Raw genomic sequence first — 17,301 nt, 5'->3', positions numbered from 1 at the left:
GCCGAAGGCCGCCGCCGTCGAGGAAGGCTGGGAGGAGTTCTGAGGGAGGACGCCGCGGCGACGGCCCCGACCGGCGTCCACTCGGCGCCGGTGACGACTGGGCAGCGAGGCGCAACCGCGCGGTGATCGGAGCTGCGGTTCCGGCGCCGGGCTTCCTCCGGCGCACCTCCGCGCATACTTGATGTAGGCCGACGGCCCTGACGTCCGCCCGGCGCGCCCGCCGGGATGACGGTCGTGACGGTCCCGGAAGGCGCGGCCGTCCTCGTCAGTTCGCGGCGTTGCGCACTGGGCGATCCGAGGCCGGCGTCCAGTTCGCGGTGAAGAGCGCGAAGGCGCGATCCATCGCCACGGTGCGCGATCCGAGCCAGGGAAAGTGCAGGAAGCGCGGCGACAGCTGCGCGGCCGCCTCGTCGGCGCGCTCGCCCGCCACCGCCAGCTCATAGATCGCCGAGGCGAGACCGGAGCGGTCCGCGCCGCCCTCGCAATGCACGAGGATCGGCCGTGGCGCATCGCGCAGCGTGTCGGCGATCTCCACCATCGTCGCCATCGCGGGAACCTTGCCCGCCGAAATCCCGATCGAGACGTAGCCGACGCCGAGATCGCGGACGGCGGTCCGTTCCCGGTCGTACCACGGGGCGCCGGGATGGGCGCCCCGCAGGTTGAGGACGGTCCGGATTCCCTTGGCGGCGACGAGATGACTCAGTTCCCCGGCGTCGAGCTGGCCGGAGCGGTAGAGCGTGCCGGGCACGACCTCGTGGACATTGTCCGTCGCATAGAGGAACGCCGCGTAGGTGGCGGGCGGAGCCGCGGCCACGAGCACGGCGAGGGCGAGGATCTTGGCGAGCGCCTTGGGGCTTGGCATCGGCAGGTTCCGCAGCGGGCAACGATGCCACCTTGCCAGCGGAAGTCTACCGGCGCGTATCCGCCGCTATACGGTTCGGCAATGCCGGCGCCCGGCCGACCCCGGGCGCCGCGCCGACCCTTTAAGAGGCGAGGCGCACGCCGCCGATCGACCTCAGGGCGGGCCCGCGCCCTCGCCGACGGCCCTGACGGTCGCCCGGAGGTTCGCCCGGTGGAACCGCTCGTAGAATTGCCGCGCGTCCGCCGAAAGCGCCGGCAGGTCCTCGACCGTGTCGGCGAGCGTCAGGCCGGCGGGCAGTTCGCCGTCCTCCTCGACCACGAGCCTCCGGTCGAGCCGTCCGATCCGCTCGAAGAGGGTCTCGAAGTATCGAAGGTTGCGGGCGACGGTCGACGGCGCGTCGGTCTGCCCGTGCGCGAGAACGACATGCCGCGCGCGGAGGCTTTCGATGAGCCGCAGCGAGCCGACGAGCGCGCGGAGGTCTGCCGGGTCGTCGCTCCAGACCTTCGGGATCGGCCGCTCGACGGCGTCGACCGCAAGGCACGTCCGCAACTGCGGGATCCACACCGCCACATGATCGGGGGCGTGGCCCGGCGTGTGAAGGAGTTCGAGCGTGAGATCGCCCCCGTCGAGGCTCAGACGATCGGGGAAGGTGACGGTCGGCGCATGCAACTCGACGGTCGCGAAACGGGGTTCGGCGGACGCCTTGCGCGCCAGAACCTCGTGCACGCTGCCGTTTCGGAAGCGCTCAGACGCCCCGGCATGGGCGACGATCATGGAGTGACCGGCCACCGCTGCGTTGCCCCAGAAATGGTCCCAGTCCATGTGGGAGTTCACGACGACGAGCGGCCGGTCGCCGCCGGCGCCCACGAGATCGAGCGCGGTGCGGCAGGTCCCGGGCGTATCCAGCGTGTCGACGAGGACGTCGAAGCGCTCGGTCCGCACGAAGACCGCATCGACGACCGTGCCGAGCCGCAGCACTTGGATGCGCGCGTCGAGGCCGGGATAGCTCGCCAGTTCGATCTCGCCGCTCATGGGCCATCCTCCTTGAAGGCCGCCACCCGGCCGACGCGGCACGATGCGCCGGATGGCGGCGGGAAGGCAACGTCCGCTGCTTAAGACGCGCTCGCCGGAGGCGTCAGGTCACGCGGCCGCGAGCGGTGACGGGCCAGAGCTCGAGCGTGCCGTCCGGCAGGCGGACATGGACCGCGTCGACCATGTTGGTGACGACGCAGGCATGGTTCGGGACGATCTCGACGCGGTCGCCGACCGCGAGCGGAATGGGCTCGGCGCTCGTCAGGCGGCCATGCTCCTCCGATAGCTGGTCGATCGCGACGCCCGGCAGCCCGACCACCATCCCGTAGCCTTCGAGGCCGAGGAGATCGGAGGTGAGCACCTTCGACCCGGCGTCGATGATCGCGCGCCCCGGCGTCGGCTTGGAGACGACGGTCGCGACGACGCGCAGCGCGCAGTCGGCAAGCTCGGCCGCACCGCGCGCGATCAGCGAGCGGTCGTTGTAGACATAGGTTCCCGGCCGGTACTCGGTGACGACGCCGTCGCTCGCGACCTGCCAGAGGTCGGGCGTGCCGCCGGACGTGACCACCGGCACCGTCAAGCCATCCGCCTCGATCGCGGCCTTGGCCTCGGCCAGGAAGGCTGCGGCGGCGTCGCGGCCGCCGGCGAGGGGATAGGTCATCAGGCCGCCGAAGGTGAGGCCCGGTGCTTTCGCGATGCGCTGCGCAAGGCGTGCCGCGTCAGCCGGCGTCTGCACGCCGCACCGCCGCCCGCCGGTGTCGCACTCGACGAGAACGGCGAGCGGTCGCGGCTCGGCCGCGAAGGCGGCGGCGAGGCCGTCCACCACCGCGTCGCTGTCGGCGACGGTCGACAGGCGCACCCGACGCGCCAGCGCCCGCAGCCGCTCGAGCTTGGCCGGGCCGAGGACCGGATAGGTGAGGAGGACGTCGGGGATCGCGGGGTCTTCGTCGAGGAGCGCCTCGACCTCGCCGATCTTCTGGCAGGTGATGCCGACCGCGCCGGCGTCGAGCTGCGCACGCGCCAGCCGGGCGAGCTTGTGGGTCTTGATGTGGGGCCGGACGGCCAGCCCCTGCGCCGCCAGATGGGCCTGCGCCCGCGCGATGTTTCGCAGCGCGATGTCGAGATCGACCACCACCGCCGGTGTCTCCGGTTCGCTTGTCACGATCCCTCCCGCAAGCCTGTTGACAAATATCGAGGCATGTCCACTGATAAGGCAATCCGCTGTTGCGGTCAAATGTTCATTACAACGGACATCGGCGATGGAGAGAATGGCAATGGTTGTGAAGGCTGTAGTGCTGGGGCTCATGGCGACCGCGTCCGTCGCCGGTCTGACCGTGGGAGCGGAGGCCGCCAAGCTCGACGACGTTCTGGCGCGCGGCAAGCTCGTGGTCGGCACCGGCTCGACCAACGCGCCCTGGCATTTCAAGGACGCGTCCGACACCCTGCAGGGCTTCGACGTCGACATGGCCAAGATCGTCGCCAAGGCGCTCTTCGGCGACGCGGAGAAGGTCGAGTTCGTCAACCAGTCGTCGGATGCCCGCATCCCCAACATCACCACGGGCAAGGTCGACATGACCTGCCAGTTCATGACCGTGACCGGCGAGCGCGCCCAGCAGGTCAACTTCACCATCCCCTACTACCGCGAGGGCGTCGGCCTGATGCTGAAGGAGGGCGGCCAGTATGCCGACTACAACGCGCTGAAGGCGGCCGGCTCGTCGGTCACCATCGCGGTGCTCCAGAACGTCTATGCCGAGGAACTCGTCCACAAGGCGCTGCCGGAGGCGACCGTCGACCAGTACGAGGCGCAGGACCTCCTCTACCAGGCGCTCCAGTCCGGCCGCGCGGATGCCGCCGCGACCGACCAGTCCTCGATCGCCTGGTACGTCACGCAGAACCCCGGCCAGTACAAGGACGCCGGCTACGGCTGGAGCCCGCAGACCTACGCCTGCGCCGTCGCCAAGGGCGACCAGGACTGGCTGAACTTCGTCAACACCGCGCTCCACGAGGCGATGACCGGCGTCGAGTTCGACACCTATGCCGCCTCGTTCAAGAAGTGGTTCGGCAAGGATCTGCCGCCTCCGGCGATCGGCTTCCCGGTCGAGTTCAAGTAAGGCGGCCCGTCCGGCGGTCCAGGCCCTGTCGCCCGGGCCACCTCCTTCCCCTACGATGCGAGCGATCCCGATGGGATACACCCTCAACTTCGACGCCGTCTGGCGAAGCTTCGACGATCTCCTGTGGGGGCTCGGCCTCAGCCTCGTCCTCGCGGTCGTCGCCATCGGTATCGGCTGCGCCCTCGGGCTCGTGCTCGCCTTCGGCCGGGTCAGCCGGTCGCCCGCGCTGCGGCTGCCGGCCGGCGCCTACGTGACGCTGTTCCGCAACCTGCCGCTTCTCGTGATTGTCCTGTTCTCGTTCTTCGCGCTGCCCCAGCTCGGGCTGCGCCTGTCGAAGCAGAGCTCGTTCGTCCTCGCCCTCGCGCTCTATTCGGCGGCCTACCTCGCCGAGGTGTTTCGCGGCGGCCTCCTCGGCGTGCCGAAGGGCCTGCGCGAGGCGGGGCTCGCCATCGGCCTGACGGAAGCGCAGATCCGCCGCCGCATCGTGCTGCCGGTGATGCTGCGCGCCGTGCTGCCGGCGCTGGGCTCGACCTTCATCGGCCTCTTCAAGGACACCTCGCTCGCCGCCGCGATCGCCGTGCCCGAACTCACCTTCGAGGCGCGCAAGATCAACGTCGAGACCTTCCGTGTCATCGAGACGTGGATCGTGGCGAGCGGCCTCTACATCGCGACCTGCTCGATTCTCGCCGCCCTCCTGCGCCGCGTCGAGGCGCGGCTCGCCGTGTCGAGGTAAGCCCCGTGACCGCTCCTCCCACCTTCCTCGAGATCGTCTGGCTGGCGCGCTGGCCGCTCCTCTACGGCCTCGGCACCACGGTCGCGATCTCGGTGCTCGCCATCCTCGGCGGCACCGTGATCGGAACGCTTCTCGGCCTCGCGCTGACTTACGGCAACCGCGCCGTGCGCCTCCTCGCGCGTGTCTACACCGACGTCATCCGCGGCACGCCGGTCCTCGTCCTGGTGCTCGCGAGCTTCTACATCCTCGGCACGGTCGGGCTCGACCTGTCCGCCTTCCAGGCCGGCGTCCTCGCGCTGACCCTGTTCTGCGCCTCCCATGTCGGCGAGATCACGCGCGGCGCCCTCGAGACCCTGCACAAGGGGCAGACCGAGGCGGCCAAGGCGATCGGCCTCACCTTCGGCCAGACCTTCCGCTACGTGCTGGGGCCGCAGGCGCTGCGCCTCGCCCTGCCGCCGCTGATCAACACGGCGGCCGAGATGGTGAAGGCCTCGACGCTCCTCTCGGTGATCGGCGTCGCCGAGCTTCTCCTGCGCACGCAGGAGGTCATCAGCCGCGCCTTCCACAGCCTCGAGTTCTATCTCCTCGCCGGCCTCCTCTACTTCCTCGTCAATTTCGCCATCGAGCGTCTCGGCCGATATGTCGAACGCCGCGTGAGCGTCGCGTGAAAGGCGCCCCGATGACCGCGAACCTTCTGGAAATCCGGGACCTTCGCAAGAGCTACGGTCCGCTCGAGGTCCTGAAAGGGGTCGACTGCGACGTGCGCTCGGGCGAGGTGATCTCGATCATCGGCTCGTCGGGCTCCGGCAAGACGACGATGCTGCGCTGCGTCAACATGCTGGAGGAGTTCGAGGGCGGGACGATCCGCATCGACGGCGAGGAGATCGGCTTCTCCACCGAGGGCGGCCAGCGCCGCCGCAAGAGCGAGCGGGAGATCGCCCGCCAGCGCGCGCTGACCGGCATGGCCTTCCAGCAGTTCAACCTCTTCCCGCACATGACCGCGCTCGAGAACGTCACGCTCGGCCTGACGCTGGTGCGCAGGATGGGCAAGGACGAGGCGCGCGCGCTTGGCGAGACGTGGCTCGACCGCGTCGGGCTGCTCGCGCGCAAGGACCAGTATCCCGCAAAGCTCTCGGGCGGCCAGCAGCAGCGCGTGGCGATCGCGCGCGCCATCGCCATGAGCCCGCGCCTGATGCTGTTCGACGAGGTGACCTCCGCCCTCGACCCCGAGCTCGTCGCCGAGGTGCTCGCCGTCGTGCGCTCGCTCGCCGAGGACGGCATGACGATGCTCCTCGTCACCCACGAGATGCGCTTCGCCTACGAGGTGTCGAGCCGCGTCATCTTCATGAACGGCGGCCGCATCGGCGAGGAGGGGAACCCGCGCGAGATGTTCGCGGCCCCCAAGACCGAGCGCCTTGCCGCCTTCCTCCAGTCTTCCCGCTTCAACTGACAGAACAGGACACGCAACGCATGACCCTCAAGCGCTATGGTGCCGGCGAGACCGGCGCCGGCGGCAAGCCGCTGCCCTTCGCCCGCGCGGTGGAAGCCGACGGCTGGCTCTACGTGTCCGGCCAGGTGGCCATGGAGAACGGCGAGATCGTGCCGGGCGGCATCGTCCAGCAGACGAAGAAGACGATGGAGAACGTCATCGCCATCCTCACCGAGGCGGGCTACGGGCTGGAGGACGTGGTGCGCGTCGGCGTCTGGCTCGACGACCCCCGCGACTTCTGGAGCTTCAACGGCGTCTATGCCGAGTATTTCGGCGCGACGCCCCCGTCGCGGGCCTGCGTGCAGTCGTCGATGATGGTCGACTGTAAGGTCGAGATTGACTGCGTCGCCTTCAAGCGGAAATAAGCCGCGGGAGGCTGTTGAGCATCGGGGGCGAGAGGATGGACGTGCGCGTGGAGGAGACCGTCAATCGCCGGGCGCGCGGGCTCGACCGCGCCTTCGATATCCTCGACGCCCTGCGCGAGGCGGGCAGACCGCTTCGCCCCAACGAGATCGCGGCCGCGATGGGCGCGCCGCGATCGACGATCTACGAGATCGTCGCGGCGCTGGTGAGGCTCGATGTCCTCGAAGCCGCCGATGCCGAGGGCCGCGTCTTCCTCGGCCGACGCCTCTTCCTCTACGGGCAGGCCTACGGCCACCACTCCGACATGCCGAGCCGCGTCGCCATGGTGCTCGATCGCCTCGCGGCCGAGACGCAGGAGACCGCGCAGTTCTGCCTCCTCGACGGCAACAAGTACACGGTCGCCATGATGCGCGAGGGCTCGCGACCCTTCCGCATCTCGTCGAGTGTCGGCGAGCGCACGCCCATTCCCTGGACGGCGTCCGGCCGCCTGCTCCTCGGCCATCTCGGCGAGGACGAGATCCGCGCCTTCGTGCCGGCGGAGGACTTCCAGCTTCCCTCGGGCGACTGGCTCGCGCCGGTGGAGTTCGCGCGGCAGGCGCACAAGGCCGTCGCGGACGGCCATTTCACCTTCGATTCCATCGTCGACAGCTACACCCACTGCTTCGCCGTGCCGATCCGCCGGCCGGACGGCACCGCGGCCGCGACGCTCTGCCTCGTCGCGCCCAAGGCCGATGCCCTGCGCAACCACGCCGACTATCTCGCCAAGCTCGGCGCGGCGGCCGTCTCGCTCGAACCCTCTTTCGCCTGACGGGGCGTACGCCGCGCCGCGGTGCCCCGCAGCGACGACGCCAGCATCTCGACGAAGGCGGACACGCGCGCCGGCCGAAGCCGGGACGCGGCGAAGACGGCATGGATGCCGCCGCCCGGCAGGCGCCATTCCGGCAGAAGCCGCACCAGCCGCCCGCTGTCGAGGTCCGCCGCTGCCATGAAGTCGGGCAGGATGCCCGCGCCCGCCCCCGAAAGGATCGCCGCCTGAACGCCGCGCGCCGTGTCGACCGACAGATGCGCTGATGACTCGTGCGTCGTCGTCGCGCCCTCACCGCTCTCGAAGCGCCACGCGGCGGGATTGGGGAGGGCGGTGTTCACGACGAGCGGCAGGGCGCCGAGATCGGCCGGCGAAGTGGGCGGGCCCCGGCGGGCGATGAGGCCGGGGGCGGCGACGAGCACCTCCTCGAACGTGGCGAGCCGCCGGGCGTGAAGGCTGGTGTCGGCGAGCCGGCCGACCCGGATCGACAGGTCGGCCTCCCCCGCCAGAACGTCGGCGATGCGATCCGACAGGCGCAGGTCCGCCCGGCAGTCGGGAAAGCGACGGAGGAAGGCGGCGACCACCGGAACGACAATGAGCGCGCCGTAGTCGGCGGGCGCGAGGATGCGGAGCGTGCCCTGCGGCGCGGCGGCGGTCTCGCTCGCCTCCGCCACCGCGTCCCCCGCCTCGCGCAGGATCGAGGCGGCCCGCGCATGGAGCCGGCGCCCCGCTTCGGTCGGCTCGACGCGGCGCGTGGTGCGCAGGACGAGTGCGGTGCCGAGCTCCGCCTCGAGGCGGGCGACCTGCTGGCTGACCACGGCTTTGGTGATTCCGAGCCGTTCGGCCGCGCGCGTGAAGGATCGCGTCTCGACCACGGCGGCGAAGTAGACGAGGCGGCCGAGAATGCGGGGGTCGAGCATGCCCGATTGTTTGCCGATGCCATACGATCTGTAAAGATCGTCTGTCTTCCGTGTCGATCTGCGGGCTGCCATCTTGCCTTGGTCGTCGAAGCCCGACCGCAGCGGTCGCAGGCAAGGGGAACAGGACAGGCCCATGAAGATCGCCCTGATCGGCGCCTCCGGAAACGCCGGATCGCGCATCGCCGCCGAACTCGCCGCGCGCGGACACGCGGTCACCGCCATCGCGCGCAACGCCGGCAAGATCGCGGCCCTGCCGGGCGTGAGCCCGCTCGCCCTCGACCTCTCCGACACCGACGCCCTGGTGGACGCGCTGAAGGGCCATGACGTCGTCGTCAGCTCGGTTCACTTCACCGCCACCGATCCCGACCAGCTGATCGCGGCGGTCAAGGCGTCGGGCGTGCCGCGCTATGCCGTCGTCGGCGGCGCGGGGAGCCTCGAGGTCGCCCCCGGCGTCCGCCTGATCGACACGCCGCAGTTTCCGGCCGAATACCGGGAGGAGGCTGAGAAGGGCGGCGTCTTCCTCGACCGGCTGCGGCAGGAAAAGGACCTCGACTGGACCTTCCTCTCCCCGTCGGCGGCCTTCGTGCCGGGCGAGCGCACGGGCGCCTTCCGCCTCGGCGGGGACGAACTTCTGACCACTGCAGCCGGCAGCAGCATCTCCTTCGAGGACTATGCGATCGCGCTTGCCGACGAGATCGAGACGCCGCGCCATTCCCGCCGCCGCTTCACCGTCGGCTATTGAGGCGGAGGCGCGGTTTCCTGCGTCACGGGATCGACAGTCTCGGAACGCGGGCGCGCCGGCCGCGCCGACCGCACGCGTTCCGCGACTGTCACGAGAATGTTATCGGGAGGCGCTAGCTGACGGTCGATCCACTTCACCGGAGATCGCCGATGCGCCGCCTTCTCAGCCTGCTGACCCTGTCCAGCATGCTCACCCTGTCCGCCCACGCCGCCACCGTCATGCCGCTCGACCGCGCCTCGATCCTCGCCGGATCGCCCTTCGACATGAAGGTCGAGTTCAAGGGGCTCGTGAAGCAGGGCGACGTCGCGGTCACGATCAACGGCAAGCCCGCCGCCGAGGTGCTCGGCCAGCCGGTCGAGTTCATCGAGAAGGAGGACGGCGCGGACGCCTCGTCCGTGCGCATCCGCGGCGGCCATATCCTGGTGCCCGGCAGCTACAAGGTCGAAGCCAAGGCCGGCGACGAGACCAAGACCGTGACCTGGGACGTGTTCGGCACCCCGACCCTGCCGAAGGCGAAGAACATCATCTTCCTGCTCGGCGACGGCATGACGGTCGCCAATCGCACCGGCGCGCGGATCATGTCCAAGGGCATGACCGAGGGCAAGGCGAACGGGCGCCTCGCGATGGACGATCTCGACCACATGGCCTTCGTCGGCACCTCCTCGACCAACTCGATCGCCACCGACAGCGCCAACACGATGTCGGCCTACATGACCGGCCACAAGACGGCGATCAACGCGCTCGGCGTCTATGCCGACCGGAGCAAGGACTCGTTCGACGACCCGAAGGTCGAGACCATCGCCGAGGCGCTGCGCCGCACGACCAAGAAGTCGGTCGGCGTGGTCGTCACCTCCGAGGTCGAGGACGCGACGCCCGCCGCCGTCATGGCGCACACGCGCAAGCGCGCCGACAAGCCCGAGATCGTCGACATGATCTTCAACGTGAAGCCGGACGTGCTGCTCGGCGGCGGATCGGCCTACTTCCTGCCGCAGTCGACGCCCGGCTCCAAGCGCAAGGACGACAAGGACTACGTCCGGATGTTCCGGGACGCCGGCTATGCGCTCGCCACCGACAAGACCGAGCTGGAGGCGGCCAAGTCGGCGAACGAGGCGAAGCTCCTCGGCCTGTTCCACACCGGCAACATGGACTTCATGCTCGATCGCGGCTTCCTGAAGAAGGGCACCGTGTCGAAGTTCCCGAACCAGCCGGGCCTCGTCGAGATGACCGAGGTCGCGCTCGACCGGCTGTCCAAGAACCCGGACGGCTTCTTCCTGATGGTCGAGGGGTCCTGCATCGACAAGGCCTCGCATCCGATGGACTTCGAGCGCTCGATCATCGACACGATCGAGTTCGACAAGGCCGTCGGCGTCGCGCGCGAGTTCCAGCGGACCCATCCCGACACGCTGATCGTCACCACGGCCGACCACACGCACGGCATCTCGATCGTCGGCACGATCGACGACGACAAGCCGGGTCCCGAGATGCGCGAGAAGGTCGGCGTCTATGCCGACGCCGGCTTCCCGAACTACGAGGACAAGGACGGCGACGGCTATCCGGACACGGTCGACGTCTCGCGCCGCCTCGCGATCTTCTCGGCCGACTATCCCGACTACTACGAGACCTTCCGCCCGAAGATGGACGGCCCGTTCGAGCCGGCGGTCCAGAACGAGAAGAAGGAATACGTCGCCAACGAGGCCTACAAGGCCGTGCCGGGCGCCGTCTTCCGCGAGGGCAACCTGCCGCGCTCGGCCGACACGGCGGTGCACGCGGTGGACGACGTGGTGCTCCAGGCCGCCGGTCCCGGCGCCGAGGAGTTCAAGGGCTACATGGAGGAGAGCGACGTCTACCGCGTCCTCGCCGACGCCTTCGCGCTGGCGCCGCAGTCGAACTGACGGCCGAGCCGCACGAACCCTCCGGGCTCCGGCGCGCGTCGCCGGGGCCCGCTGCGTTGACGGAGGTTGATGGTGACACGCTTCGATCCGACCCGCCGCACGATGCTGGGCGGCGCGCTCGCCGCGCTCGGCCTTGCGACCGTCGTCCCGCGTGCGGCGCGTGCCGCCGCGCGCCTCGGCTTCGAGGAGCTCTACGGCAAGATCGGCGTCCTCGGCCTTTCCTTCTCCGACAAGACCAAGGCGCTCGCGGGCCAGGAAGTCGCGATGCAGGGCTTCATGGCGCCGCCGCTGAAGGCCGAGGCGGCGTTCTTCGTGCTGACGGAAATCCCGATGTCGATCTGCCCGTTCTGCTCGTCCGACGCCGACTGGCCCGCCAATATCGTGGTCGTCTACCTCGGCCGGAAGCAGACCTTCGAGCAGGCGAACCGCATGATCGACGTGTCCGGCCGGCTCGAGGTCGGCTCGTGGACCGATCCCGAGACCGGCTTCGTCAGCCTGCTGCGCATCGTCGACGCCAGCTTCGCCTCGGTCTGAGCCCGGTGCCCGATCTCTCTGTCGAGGCGCTCTGCGTCCGCTTCCCCGGCCTCGAGGCGCCGGCGCTGGAGATCGCCTCGCTCGATCTGCCCGCGGGCTCGCGCGTCGCGCTGACCGGCGCCTCGGGATCGGGCAAGACGACCTTCATCAACGCCGTGACGGGCCTCGAGCGCGTGCGCGCGGGGTCCGTGCGCTGGGGCGGCACCGACCTCGCGGCGCTCGGCGAGGCGCGGCGGGACCGATGGCGCGCCGCCCATGTCGGCCTTGTCATGCAGGACTTCCATCTCTTTGCGGGCCTGTCGGCGATCGACAACGTGCTCCTGCCCCACCGCCTGTCGCGCGCCCTGCCGCTCGCCGACGTGCGGGAGACGGGCGAGCGCCTCCTCCGCCGCTTCGGCATCGAGCGCTTCGGCCAGCGGGTGGAGACGCTGTCGCGCGGTCAGATGCAGCGCGTCGCGGTGGCGCGCGCGCTCGCCGGGCGTCCGGCGATCCTCGTCGCCGACGAGCCGACCGCAAGCCTCGATGCCGAGGCCGGACGGGCGGTCGCGGACCTTCTACTCGAACTCGGTGCCGAGACCGGTTTCACGCTGATCGTCGCGACCCACGATCCGTCGCTCGTCTCGCGCATGGATCGTGTCCTTCGCCTTGCGAACGGACGCCTCACAGACGGGGCACGCGCATGATCGGCTTCATCTGGGCCGACATCCGGCGCCATGCCGCGGGCGTCCTGGCCGTCGTGCTCCTGATCGCGCTCGCCTCGGCGCTCGGCGTCTGCGTCACGCTCAGCGAGCGCGCCGTGCGGCTTGGCAGCGCGCGGGCGGCGGCCGCCTTCGATCTCGTGGTCGGGGCGCCGGGCAGCGAGACGCAGCTCGTCCTGTCCTCGGTCTTCCTCCAGCCGGCCCCCCGACCGCTCCTGCCGGGGGCGGTGCTCGCGGCCCTGCGCGCCGATCCGCGCGTCGCCTTCGCGGCGCCCGTCGGCTTCGGCGACTTTGCCGGCGACGATCCGGTGGTCGGGACGACGTCCGAGATCGTCGAAGCGTTCGGGGGGCTGGGCGAGGGGCGCGGGTTCCAGCGGCTGCGCGACGCCGTGGTCGGCGCCGCCGTGGAGCGCCGGATCGGCACGCATGTCCAGCCGCTGCACGGGCGCCTGTCCGACGGCGGCCATCCGCACGATGCGGTCTCCTACGAGGTGGTCGGCCGGATGAAGCCGACCGGCACCGCCTGGGACAAGGCGATCCTGGTGCCGATCGAGGCCGTCTGGGCCGCGCACGACCATGACGCGGGCGACGAGGCGGAGCACGAGGGCGACGCCGGGAGCCCGGCCGGGACGGCGGAGCATCGCCCGGATCTCGACCGGCCTGTCGACCCGGCGGCGCTCGACCGACGGCAAGCGCCGGGCGTTCCCGCGATCGTCGTCAAGCCGCGCACGATCGCCGCGGCCTATGCCCTGCGGCAGGCCTATCGCCAGGAGGGCACGCTCGCGGTCTTTCCGGCCGAAGTCCTGACGCGGCTCTACGGCACGCTCGGCGACGCGCGCACCGTGCTTCAGGTCGTCGCCTACGGCGCGCAGGGGCTGGTGGGCGCGGCGATCCTCTTCGTGATCGTCGTCCATGTCCTGCAGCGCCGCCGCCAGATCGGCGCGCTGCGGGCGTTCGGGGCCCCGCGTCGCGCCGTTTTCCTGATCGTCTGGGCAGAGATCGTCGCGATGGTGGGTCTTGGCGTCTGTCTCGGCTTCGCGATTGGCTTTCTCGCCGCGCTGACGCTGGCCCGGTTGGCGGGCGGATCGAGCGGCATCGCGTTTCCGGTCGAACTGCGGCCGGAGGACTTGTCGACGCTTCTCGCGCTGCTCGCGGCCGTGGCGCTCGTGGCGCTGGTTCCGGCGGGTCTCACCTATCGGCAGTCGCCCGCCAGCGCGCTGCGCGCCTGACGGGACCGGACGACGCGTCAGCGCGAGCGCGCCGCGGCCGGCGGGCGCGTGGCGCGGCGCACCACGAGGTCGCGCCCGCTGACGAGCACGATGCCGAAGAGGATGAGGGCGGCGCCCGCCAGGAACTCCGGGGTCAGGCGGTCGCCGAGGACGAGGATGCCGAAGCCGATGCCGAAGACCGGCGTCAGGAGCGACAGGACCCCGAGGCGCGAGGCGAGATAGACGCGCAGGAGCGAGAACCACGCGAGATAGCTGACCGTCGAAAGGATCACCGTCTGGTAGGCGAGGCTCGCGAACAGCGTCGCCGACGCACCGACTTGCGTTTGCCCGAACCACAGCGCCGAGCCGAGCGCGATCACGCAGGCGACCGCAAGCTGGTACCACAGCGTGACGGCGGCCGGCGCCCGCGACAGGCGGGACGTGCGCACCACGATCGTCGTCGCGCCCCACAGCGCGCCGGCCGCGATCCCGAGGAGGTCGCCGATCCAGGCGGCGTCGCTGCCCGGCCCCCCGCCGCGCCCCGCGAAGGTCAGGACGATCCCGCCGAAGGCAATGGCGATCCCGATCCATTGGAGGGGCGCAAGACGCTCCTCCGGCAGGCGCAGATGCAGGCCGAGCGCCGCGAAGACCGGCGCCGTGTAGAGGAAGATCGACATGTGCGAGGCGGAGGTGAAGAGGAGCCCCTGCGCGAACAGCACGAATTCCAGCCCGAACAAGGCGCCCGCGAGAAGACCAGGCCGCCACGCGTCGCCGACGAGGAACCGCTGCTCCCGCCGCAGGACGACGACGAGGAGCACCAGGAGCGACGCCAGACCCGATCGCAGGCCGACTTGCAGGACCGGGACCATGTCGGGTGCGGCGAGCTTGATGGCGACCTGCTGCGTTCCCCACAGGGCGCACAGGACCACCATCGAGGCGGCGGCGGTGGCATCGATCGGCTTGCGAAGATCCATGGTGTTCGTCCAAATCCGTTCGGCGCAAGTCTAGCTCGGCACGAGCGTGTAAATGGCTCGTTCAAGGCGGTTCAGGCGCATGGTTCGCTTGCGAAAGGGGACGAGGACGCAATGGTCGCTCACGCGCTCGACGAACAGGATCGCGCGATCCTGCGGCTCCTACAGGTCGATGCCGCACGCCCGCAGCGCGAGATCGCCGAGGCGGTCCACTTGTCCGCTCCCGCGGTGCAGCGGCGGATCGCGCGCATGGAGCGGGACGGGGTCATCCGCCGGACGGTCGCGATCGTCGATCCGGTCGCGGTCGGGCTCCCGATCACGGTCCTCGTGGAGGTGACGCTGACCAACGACCGCTCCGCGACGGTCTCGGCCGTGAAGCGATTCTTCCGCGACGCGCCCGAGGTTCAGCAGTGCTACTGCGTCACCGGGACGGCGGGCTTCATCCTCGTCCTCCTCGTGCCCTCGATGGAGGACTACGAGACGCGGACCGCCCGGCTCTTCGCCGACAACGAGATGGTCCGCTCCTACCGCACCATCGTGGTGCTCGACCGAGTGAAGGTGACCTCGAGCCTGCCGCTCTGACGCTTTCGGGCGTCGCTCGGCGGGGCGCTCCAAGCGGGAGACCGCCGCAGGCTCGCGAGGGAGTGGGGAGAGTCGCACGAGACGGTTGCTTTCGCGGTCGATCGCCCTTCTAACCCTCGACCCGGAGATGCTCTATATCGCTGCGTCGTTCGCCTCGCCCGCGAAGGGGCGGCGGCGCCGTGAAACCTCGAACCCCGACCCATGGGCTCCCGGCGTCGGGGGCCGGAGCCGAAGAAGTCGTCGCGCATGGTCCACGCCCACCACAGCCCGCTCTTTGCCATCCTCTCGATCGTGATCGCGGTGCTGGGCTCGTGGACGGCCCTCGACCTCTTCGACCGCGTGTCGGGAAACTTCGGCAGGGCGCGGACGGGCTGGCTGGTGGCCGCGGCGCTCGCGATGGGGCTCAGCATCTGGTCGATGCATTTCGTCGCGATGCTCGGCTTCGATCCCGGCTCGGCGGTCAGCTACGATCCGATCCTCACGCTCGTGTCGCTGGCGCTGGCGATCGGGGCGACGGGCACCGCCTTCAAGGTGGCGGCGTCCGAGCGCTCCGACCGGCGGCATGTCGTCGGGGCCGCCGTCCTGATGGGGACGGGCATCTGCGCCATGCACTATGTCGAGATGGCGGCGCTCCGGACCGCCGCGGTGCTCGGCTACGATCCGCTGCTCGTCCTCCTGTCGCTCGCCGTCGCCGTCTCCTCGTCGACCGCCGCGCTGTTTGTCGCCCGCAGCGAGCAGCGGGGGTGGTCGCGCGCGGCCGCCGCCGGCATCCTCGGGCTCGCCATCGTCGGCATGCACTACACCGCGATGGCCGCGCTCAACCTGACGCCGGTTCCCGGCGCGGCCGCCGGCATTCCGGGGCCGCCGCCCTATCCGCTGGCCTTCGGGGTGGCCGGGACGACGGTCCTGATCCTCTTCCTCGCGCTGATGGCCTCGCTCCACGACCAGCGCGTGAACATCCTGGCGGCGCTCGATGCCGGCGGCGTCGGCTACTGGGAGCTGGATCTGGCGAACTGGCGCCTCCACCTGTCGCCACGCGGCAAGGCGATCCTCGGCAGCGCCGCGGATGGAGCGCCGGTCTACGCCGACCTCCTCGACGAGATCTCGCCGGGCAGCCGGAGCGAGGTCGTCGCGCGCCTGCACGAGGCGATCGACACGGGTGCCGACTACGACGTCGAATATCCGATCGTGCGCGGCGACCGGTGGCTGAACGCGCGGGGACGTGTCGTCGGCGACGGCCGGCACCGGCCGACCCGCATGGTCGGTGTCGTGATCGACGTCACCGACCGGCGTCAGGCGATGGACCGGATCGTCTCCAGCGAGCGCCGCCAGCGGCTGCTCGTGGACGAGTTGAACCACCGCGTGAAGAACACGCTGGCGACCGTCCAGTCGCTGTCGCGGCAGACGGCGCGCAGCGCCGCCTCGGTCGAGGGCTTCCACCGCAGCTTCGAGGGGCGCCTCCTCGCGCTCTCCTCCGCCCACAACGTCCTGACGCAGCACGGCTGGGAGCATGCGGGGCTTCGCGAGATCCTGGAGCGCGAGCTCGCCCGCATCGCGCCGGACCGGGTGAGCCTCAGCGGCGAGGACGTCACCTTGAGCGTGCGACAGGCTCTGGCAATCGGCATGGCGATGCACGAGGTGGTCAGCAACGCCGTCCGGCACGGGGCGCTGGGCGCGGACGGCGGCACCGTCGACGTGTCCTGGGGTTTTGCGGCCTCGGCCGGGACGCCCCGCCTCGTTCTCGAATGGCGCGAGATACCCGTCGCGGACACTGCCGTCGCGATGCCCGGCCGCTTCGGCTTCCAGATCATCCGCCGCAGCATCGAGGGGGAACTCGACGGCGAGGCGACCCTCGTCGCCGGGCCCGAGGGCCTCGTCTGGCGCTTCGCGCTGCCGCTCGCAGGTCCGGCTGTCCCATTAGCGAGGGACGGCACCTCGGAGGCCACGGAGGCGGCGCAGTAGCCGCCCTCTTGCGGCGGCACGGCTGCGCCCAGCGGCGATCCTCTAGTTCTACTGTTTCGGCGCGGAGACGTGCCGCGCCGCCGTTTCGTTCGCCTGCGCGAGGCTGTCGGCGAAGGCGTCGCCGGATGCCAGGGAGGCGACGAGGGCGCCGACGAAAGCGTCGCCCGCCCCATGCGTGCTGACGAGGCGGACCGGCAGGGCCGGGAGCGTCACCGGCGCCTCGCCCGCGCGTCGGCCCGCCACGCCGTCGCCGCCCGCCGTGACGACGACGCAGGGGAAGCGGGCGGCGAGCGCCTCGGCGGCCGTCGCGGCGGAGGCAAGGTCCGCGACCGCGATCCCCGACAGTTCTTCGGCCTCGATCGCGTTGACGATCAGGACGTCGACAAGGGCTGCCAAC

The 17,301-nt window shown here is 70.6% G+C and carries 19 protein-coding genes; 13 read left to right on the top strand and 6 right to left on the bottom strand.

Annotated features, from left to right (window positions below; translation table 11 throughout):
- Nucleotides 1-265: 265 nt before the first annotated feature.
- The 3 genes from QZ753_RS15050 to QZ753_RS15040 form a co-directional block, all read right to left on the bottom strand.
- Nucleotides 266-862, bottom strand: coding sequence for a tyrosine-protein phosphatase (locus QZ753_RS15050; protein WP_294644725.1), 597 nt, complete (start codon nt 860-862; stop codon nt 266-268).
- A 153-nt stretch (nt 863-1,015) separates the two neighbouring features.
- On the bottom strand, nt 1,016-1,894 hold the full coding sequence (locus QZ753_RS15045) for an MBL fold metallo-hydrolase (protein WP_294644723.1): 879 nt from the start codon (nt 1,892-1,894) through the stop codon (nt 1,016-1,018).
- Nucleotides 1,895-1,997: 103 nt separating this feature from the next.
- Complete coding sequence (locus QZ753_RS15040; protein ID WP_294644721.1) at nt 1,998-3,056, bottom strand: alanine racemase; 1,059 nt, start codon at nt 3,054-3,056, stop codon at nt 1,998-2,000.
- A gap of 142 nt (nt 3,057-3,198) precedes the next feature.
- Here QZ753_RS15040 and QZ753_RS15035 point away from each other — a divergent pair, with 142 nt between their 5' ends.
- The 6 genes from QZ753_RS15035 (at nt 3,199) to QZ753_RS15010 (ending at nt 7,398) form a co-directional block, all read left to right on the top strand.
- Nucleotides 3,199-4,005, top strand: coding sequence for a transporter substrate-binding domain-containing protein (locus QZ753_RS15035; protein WP_294644727.1), 807 nt, complete (start codon nt 3,199-3,201; stop codon nt 4,003-4,005).
- 70 nt (nt 4,006-4,075) lie between these two features.
- Complete coding sequence (locus tag QZ753_RS15030) at nt 4,076-4,738, top strand: amino acid ABC transporter permease (protein WP_294644719.1); 663 nt, start codon at nt 4,076-4,078, stop codon at nt 4,736-4,738.
- A 5-nt stretch (nt 4,739-4,743) separates the two neighbouring features.
- Nucleotides 4,744-5,406, top strand: coding sequence for an amino acid ABC transporter permease (locus tag QZ753_RS15025; RefSeq protein WP_294644718.1), 663 nt, complete (start codon nt 4,744-4,746; stop codon nt 5,404-5,406).
- An 11-nt stretch (nt 5,407-5,417) separates the two neighbouring features.
- Complete coding sequence (locus QZ753_RS15020) at nt 5,418-6,188, top strand: amino acid ABC transporter ATP-binding protein (protein WP_294644716.1); 771 nt, start codon at nt 5,418-5,420, stop codon at nt 6,186-6,188.
- 20 nt (nt 6,189-6,208) lie between these two features.
- A complete protein-coding gene (locus QZ753_RS15015; protein WP_294644714.1) occupies nt 6,209-6,592 on the top strand; it encodes a RidA family protein in 384 nt (127 codons plus the stop codon).
- Between the two features lie 35 nt (nt 6,593-6,627).
- A complete protein-coding gene (locus tag QZ753_RS15010) occupies nt 6,628-7,398 on the top strand; it encodes an IclR family transcriptional regulator (protein WP_367171519.1) in 771 nt (256 codons plus the stop codon).
- Here the strand turns inward: QZ753_RS15010 and QZ753_RS15005 are convergent.
- On the bottom strand, nt 7,344-8,315 hold the full coding sequence (locus tag QZ753_RS15005) for a LysR family transcriptional regulator (protein WP_294644712.1): 972 nt from the start codon (nt 8,313-8,315) through the stop codon (nt 7,344-7,346). The genes QZ753_RS15010 and QZ753_RS15005 overlap by 55 nt on opposite strands.
- 133 nt (nt 8,316-8,448) lie before the next feature.
- Between QZ753_RS15005 and QZ753_RS15000 the strand changes: the two genes are divergently transcribed.
- The 5 genes from QZ753_RS15000 (at nt 8,449) to QZ753_RS14980 (ending at nt 13,410) form a co-directional block, all read left to right on the top strand.
- On the top strand, nt 8,449-9,057 hold the full coding sequence (locus QZ753_RS15000; RefSeq protein ID WP_294644711.1) for an NAD(P)-dependent oxidoreductase: 609 nt from the start codon (nt 8,449-8,451) through the stop codon (nt 9,055-9,057).
- Nucleotides 9,058-9,206: 149 nt separating this feature from the next.
- Nucleotides 9,207-10,949, top strand: a complete 1,743-nt coding sequence (locus tag QZ753_RS14995) for an alkaline phosphatase (protein WP_294644710.1) — start codon at nt 9,207-9,209, stop codon at nt 10,947-10,949.
- A 69-nt stretch (nt 10,950-11,018) separates the two neighbouring features.
- A complete protein-coding gene (locus QZ753_RS14990) occupies nt 11,019-11,483 on the top strand; it encodes a hypothetical protein (RefSeq protein WP_294644707.1) in 465 nt (154 codons plus the stop codon).
- Between the two features lie 5 nt (nt 11,484-11,488).
- On the top strand, nt 11,489-12,166 hold the full coding sequence (locus QZ753_RS14985; protein ID WP_294644705.1) for an ABC transporter ATP-binding protein: 678 nt from the start codon (nt 11,489-11,491) through the stop codon (nt 12,164-12,166).
- Nucleotides 12,163-13,410: an ABC transporter permease gene (locus tag QZ753_RS14980; RefSeq protein ID WP_294644704.1), complete on the top strand. Its 1,248-nt coding sequence runs from the start codon at nt 12,163-12,165 to the stop codon at nt 13,408-13,410. The genes QZ753_RS14985 and QZ753_RS14980 overlap by 4 nt, the downstream gene beginning before the upstream one ends.
- Nucleotides 13,411-13,427: 17 nt before the next feature.
- Here QZ753_RS14980 and QZ753_RS14975 read toward each other — a convergent pair whose 3' ends face one another.
- Entirely contained in the window at nt 13,428-14,363 is a 936-nt protein-coding gene (locus tag QZ753_RS14975; RefSeq protein ID WP_294644702.1) for a DMT family transporter, read from the bottom strand.
- Between the two features lie 111 nt (nt 14,364-14,474).
- Here QZ753_RS14975 and QZ753_RS14970 point away from each other — a divergent pair, with 111 nt between their 5' ends.
- Both QZ753_RS14970 and QZ753_RS14965 read left to right on the top strand, forming a co-directional pair.
- Nucleotides 14,475-14,942: an Lrp/AsnC family transcriptional regulator gene (locus QZ753_RS14970; protein ID WP_294644700.1), complete on the top strand. Its 468-nt coding sequence runs from the start codon at nt 14,475-14,477 to the stop codon at nt 14,940-14,942.
- Nucleotides 14,943-15,188: 246 nt separating this feature from the next.
- Nucleotides 15,189-16,904, top strand: a complete 1,716-nt coding sequence (locus QZ753_RS14965; RefSeq protein WP_294644699.1) for an MHYT domain-containing protein — start codon at nt 15,189-15,191, stop codon at nt 16,902-16,904.
- 48 nt (nt 16,905-16,952) lie between these two features.
- Here QZ753_RS14965 and QZ753_RS14960 read toward each other — a convergent pair.
- On the bottom strand, nt 16,953-17,301 hold a 349-nt coding region (locus QZ753_RS14960; RefSeq protein WP_294644698.1), incomplete at its 5' end, for a PfkB family carbohydrate kinase.

Source organism: uncultured Aureimonas sp. (genome assembly GCF_913775355.1).
Taxonomy (GTDB): Bacteria; Pseudomonadota; Alphaproteobacteria; order Rhizobiales; family Rhizobiaceae; genus Aureimonas.
The sequence above is the reverse complement of the archived record's forward strand: the minus strand, read 5'-3'. Positions and strand labels throughout refer to the sequence as shown.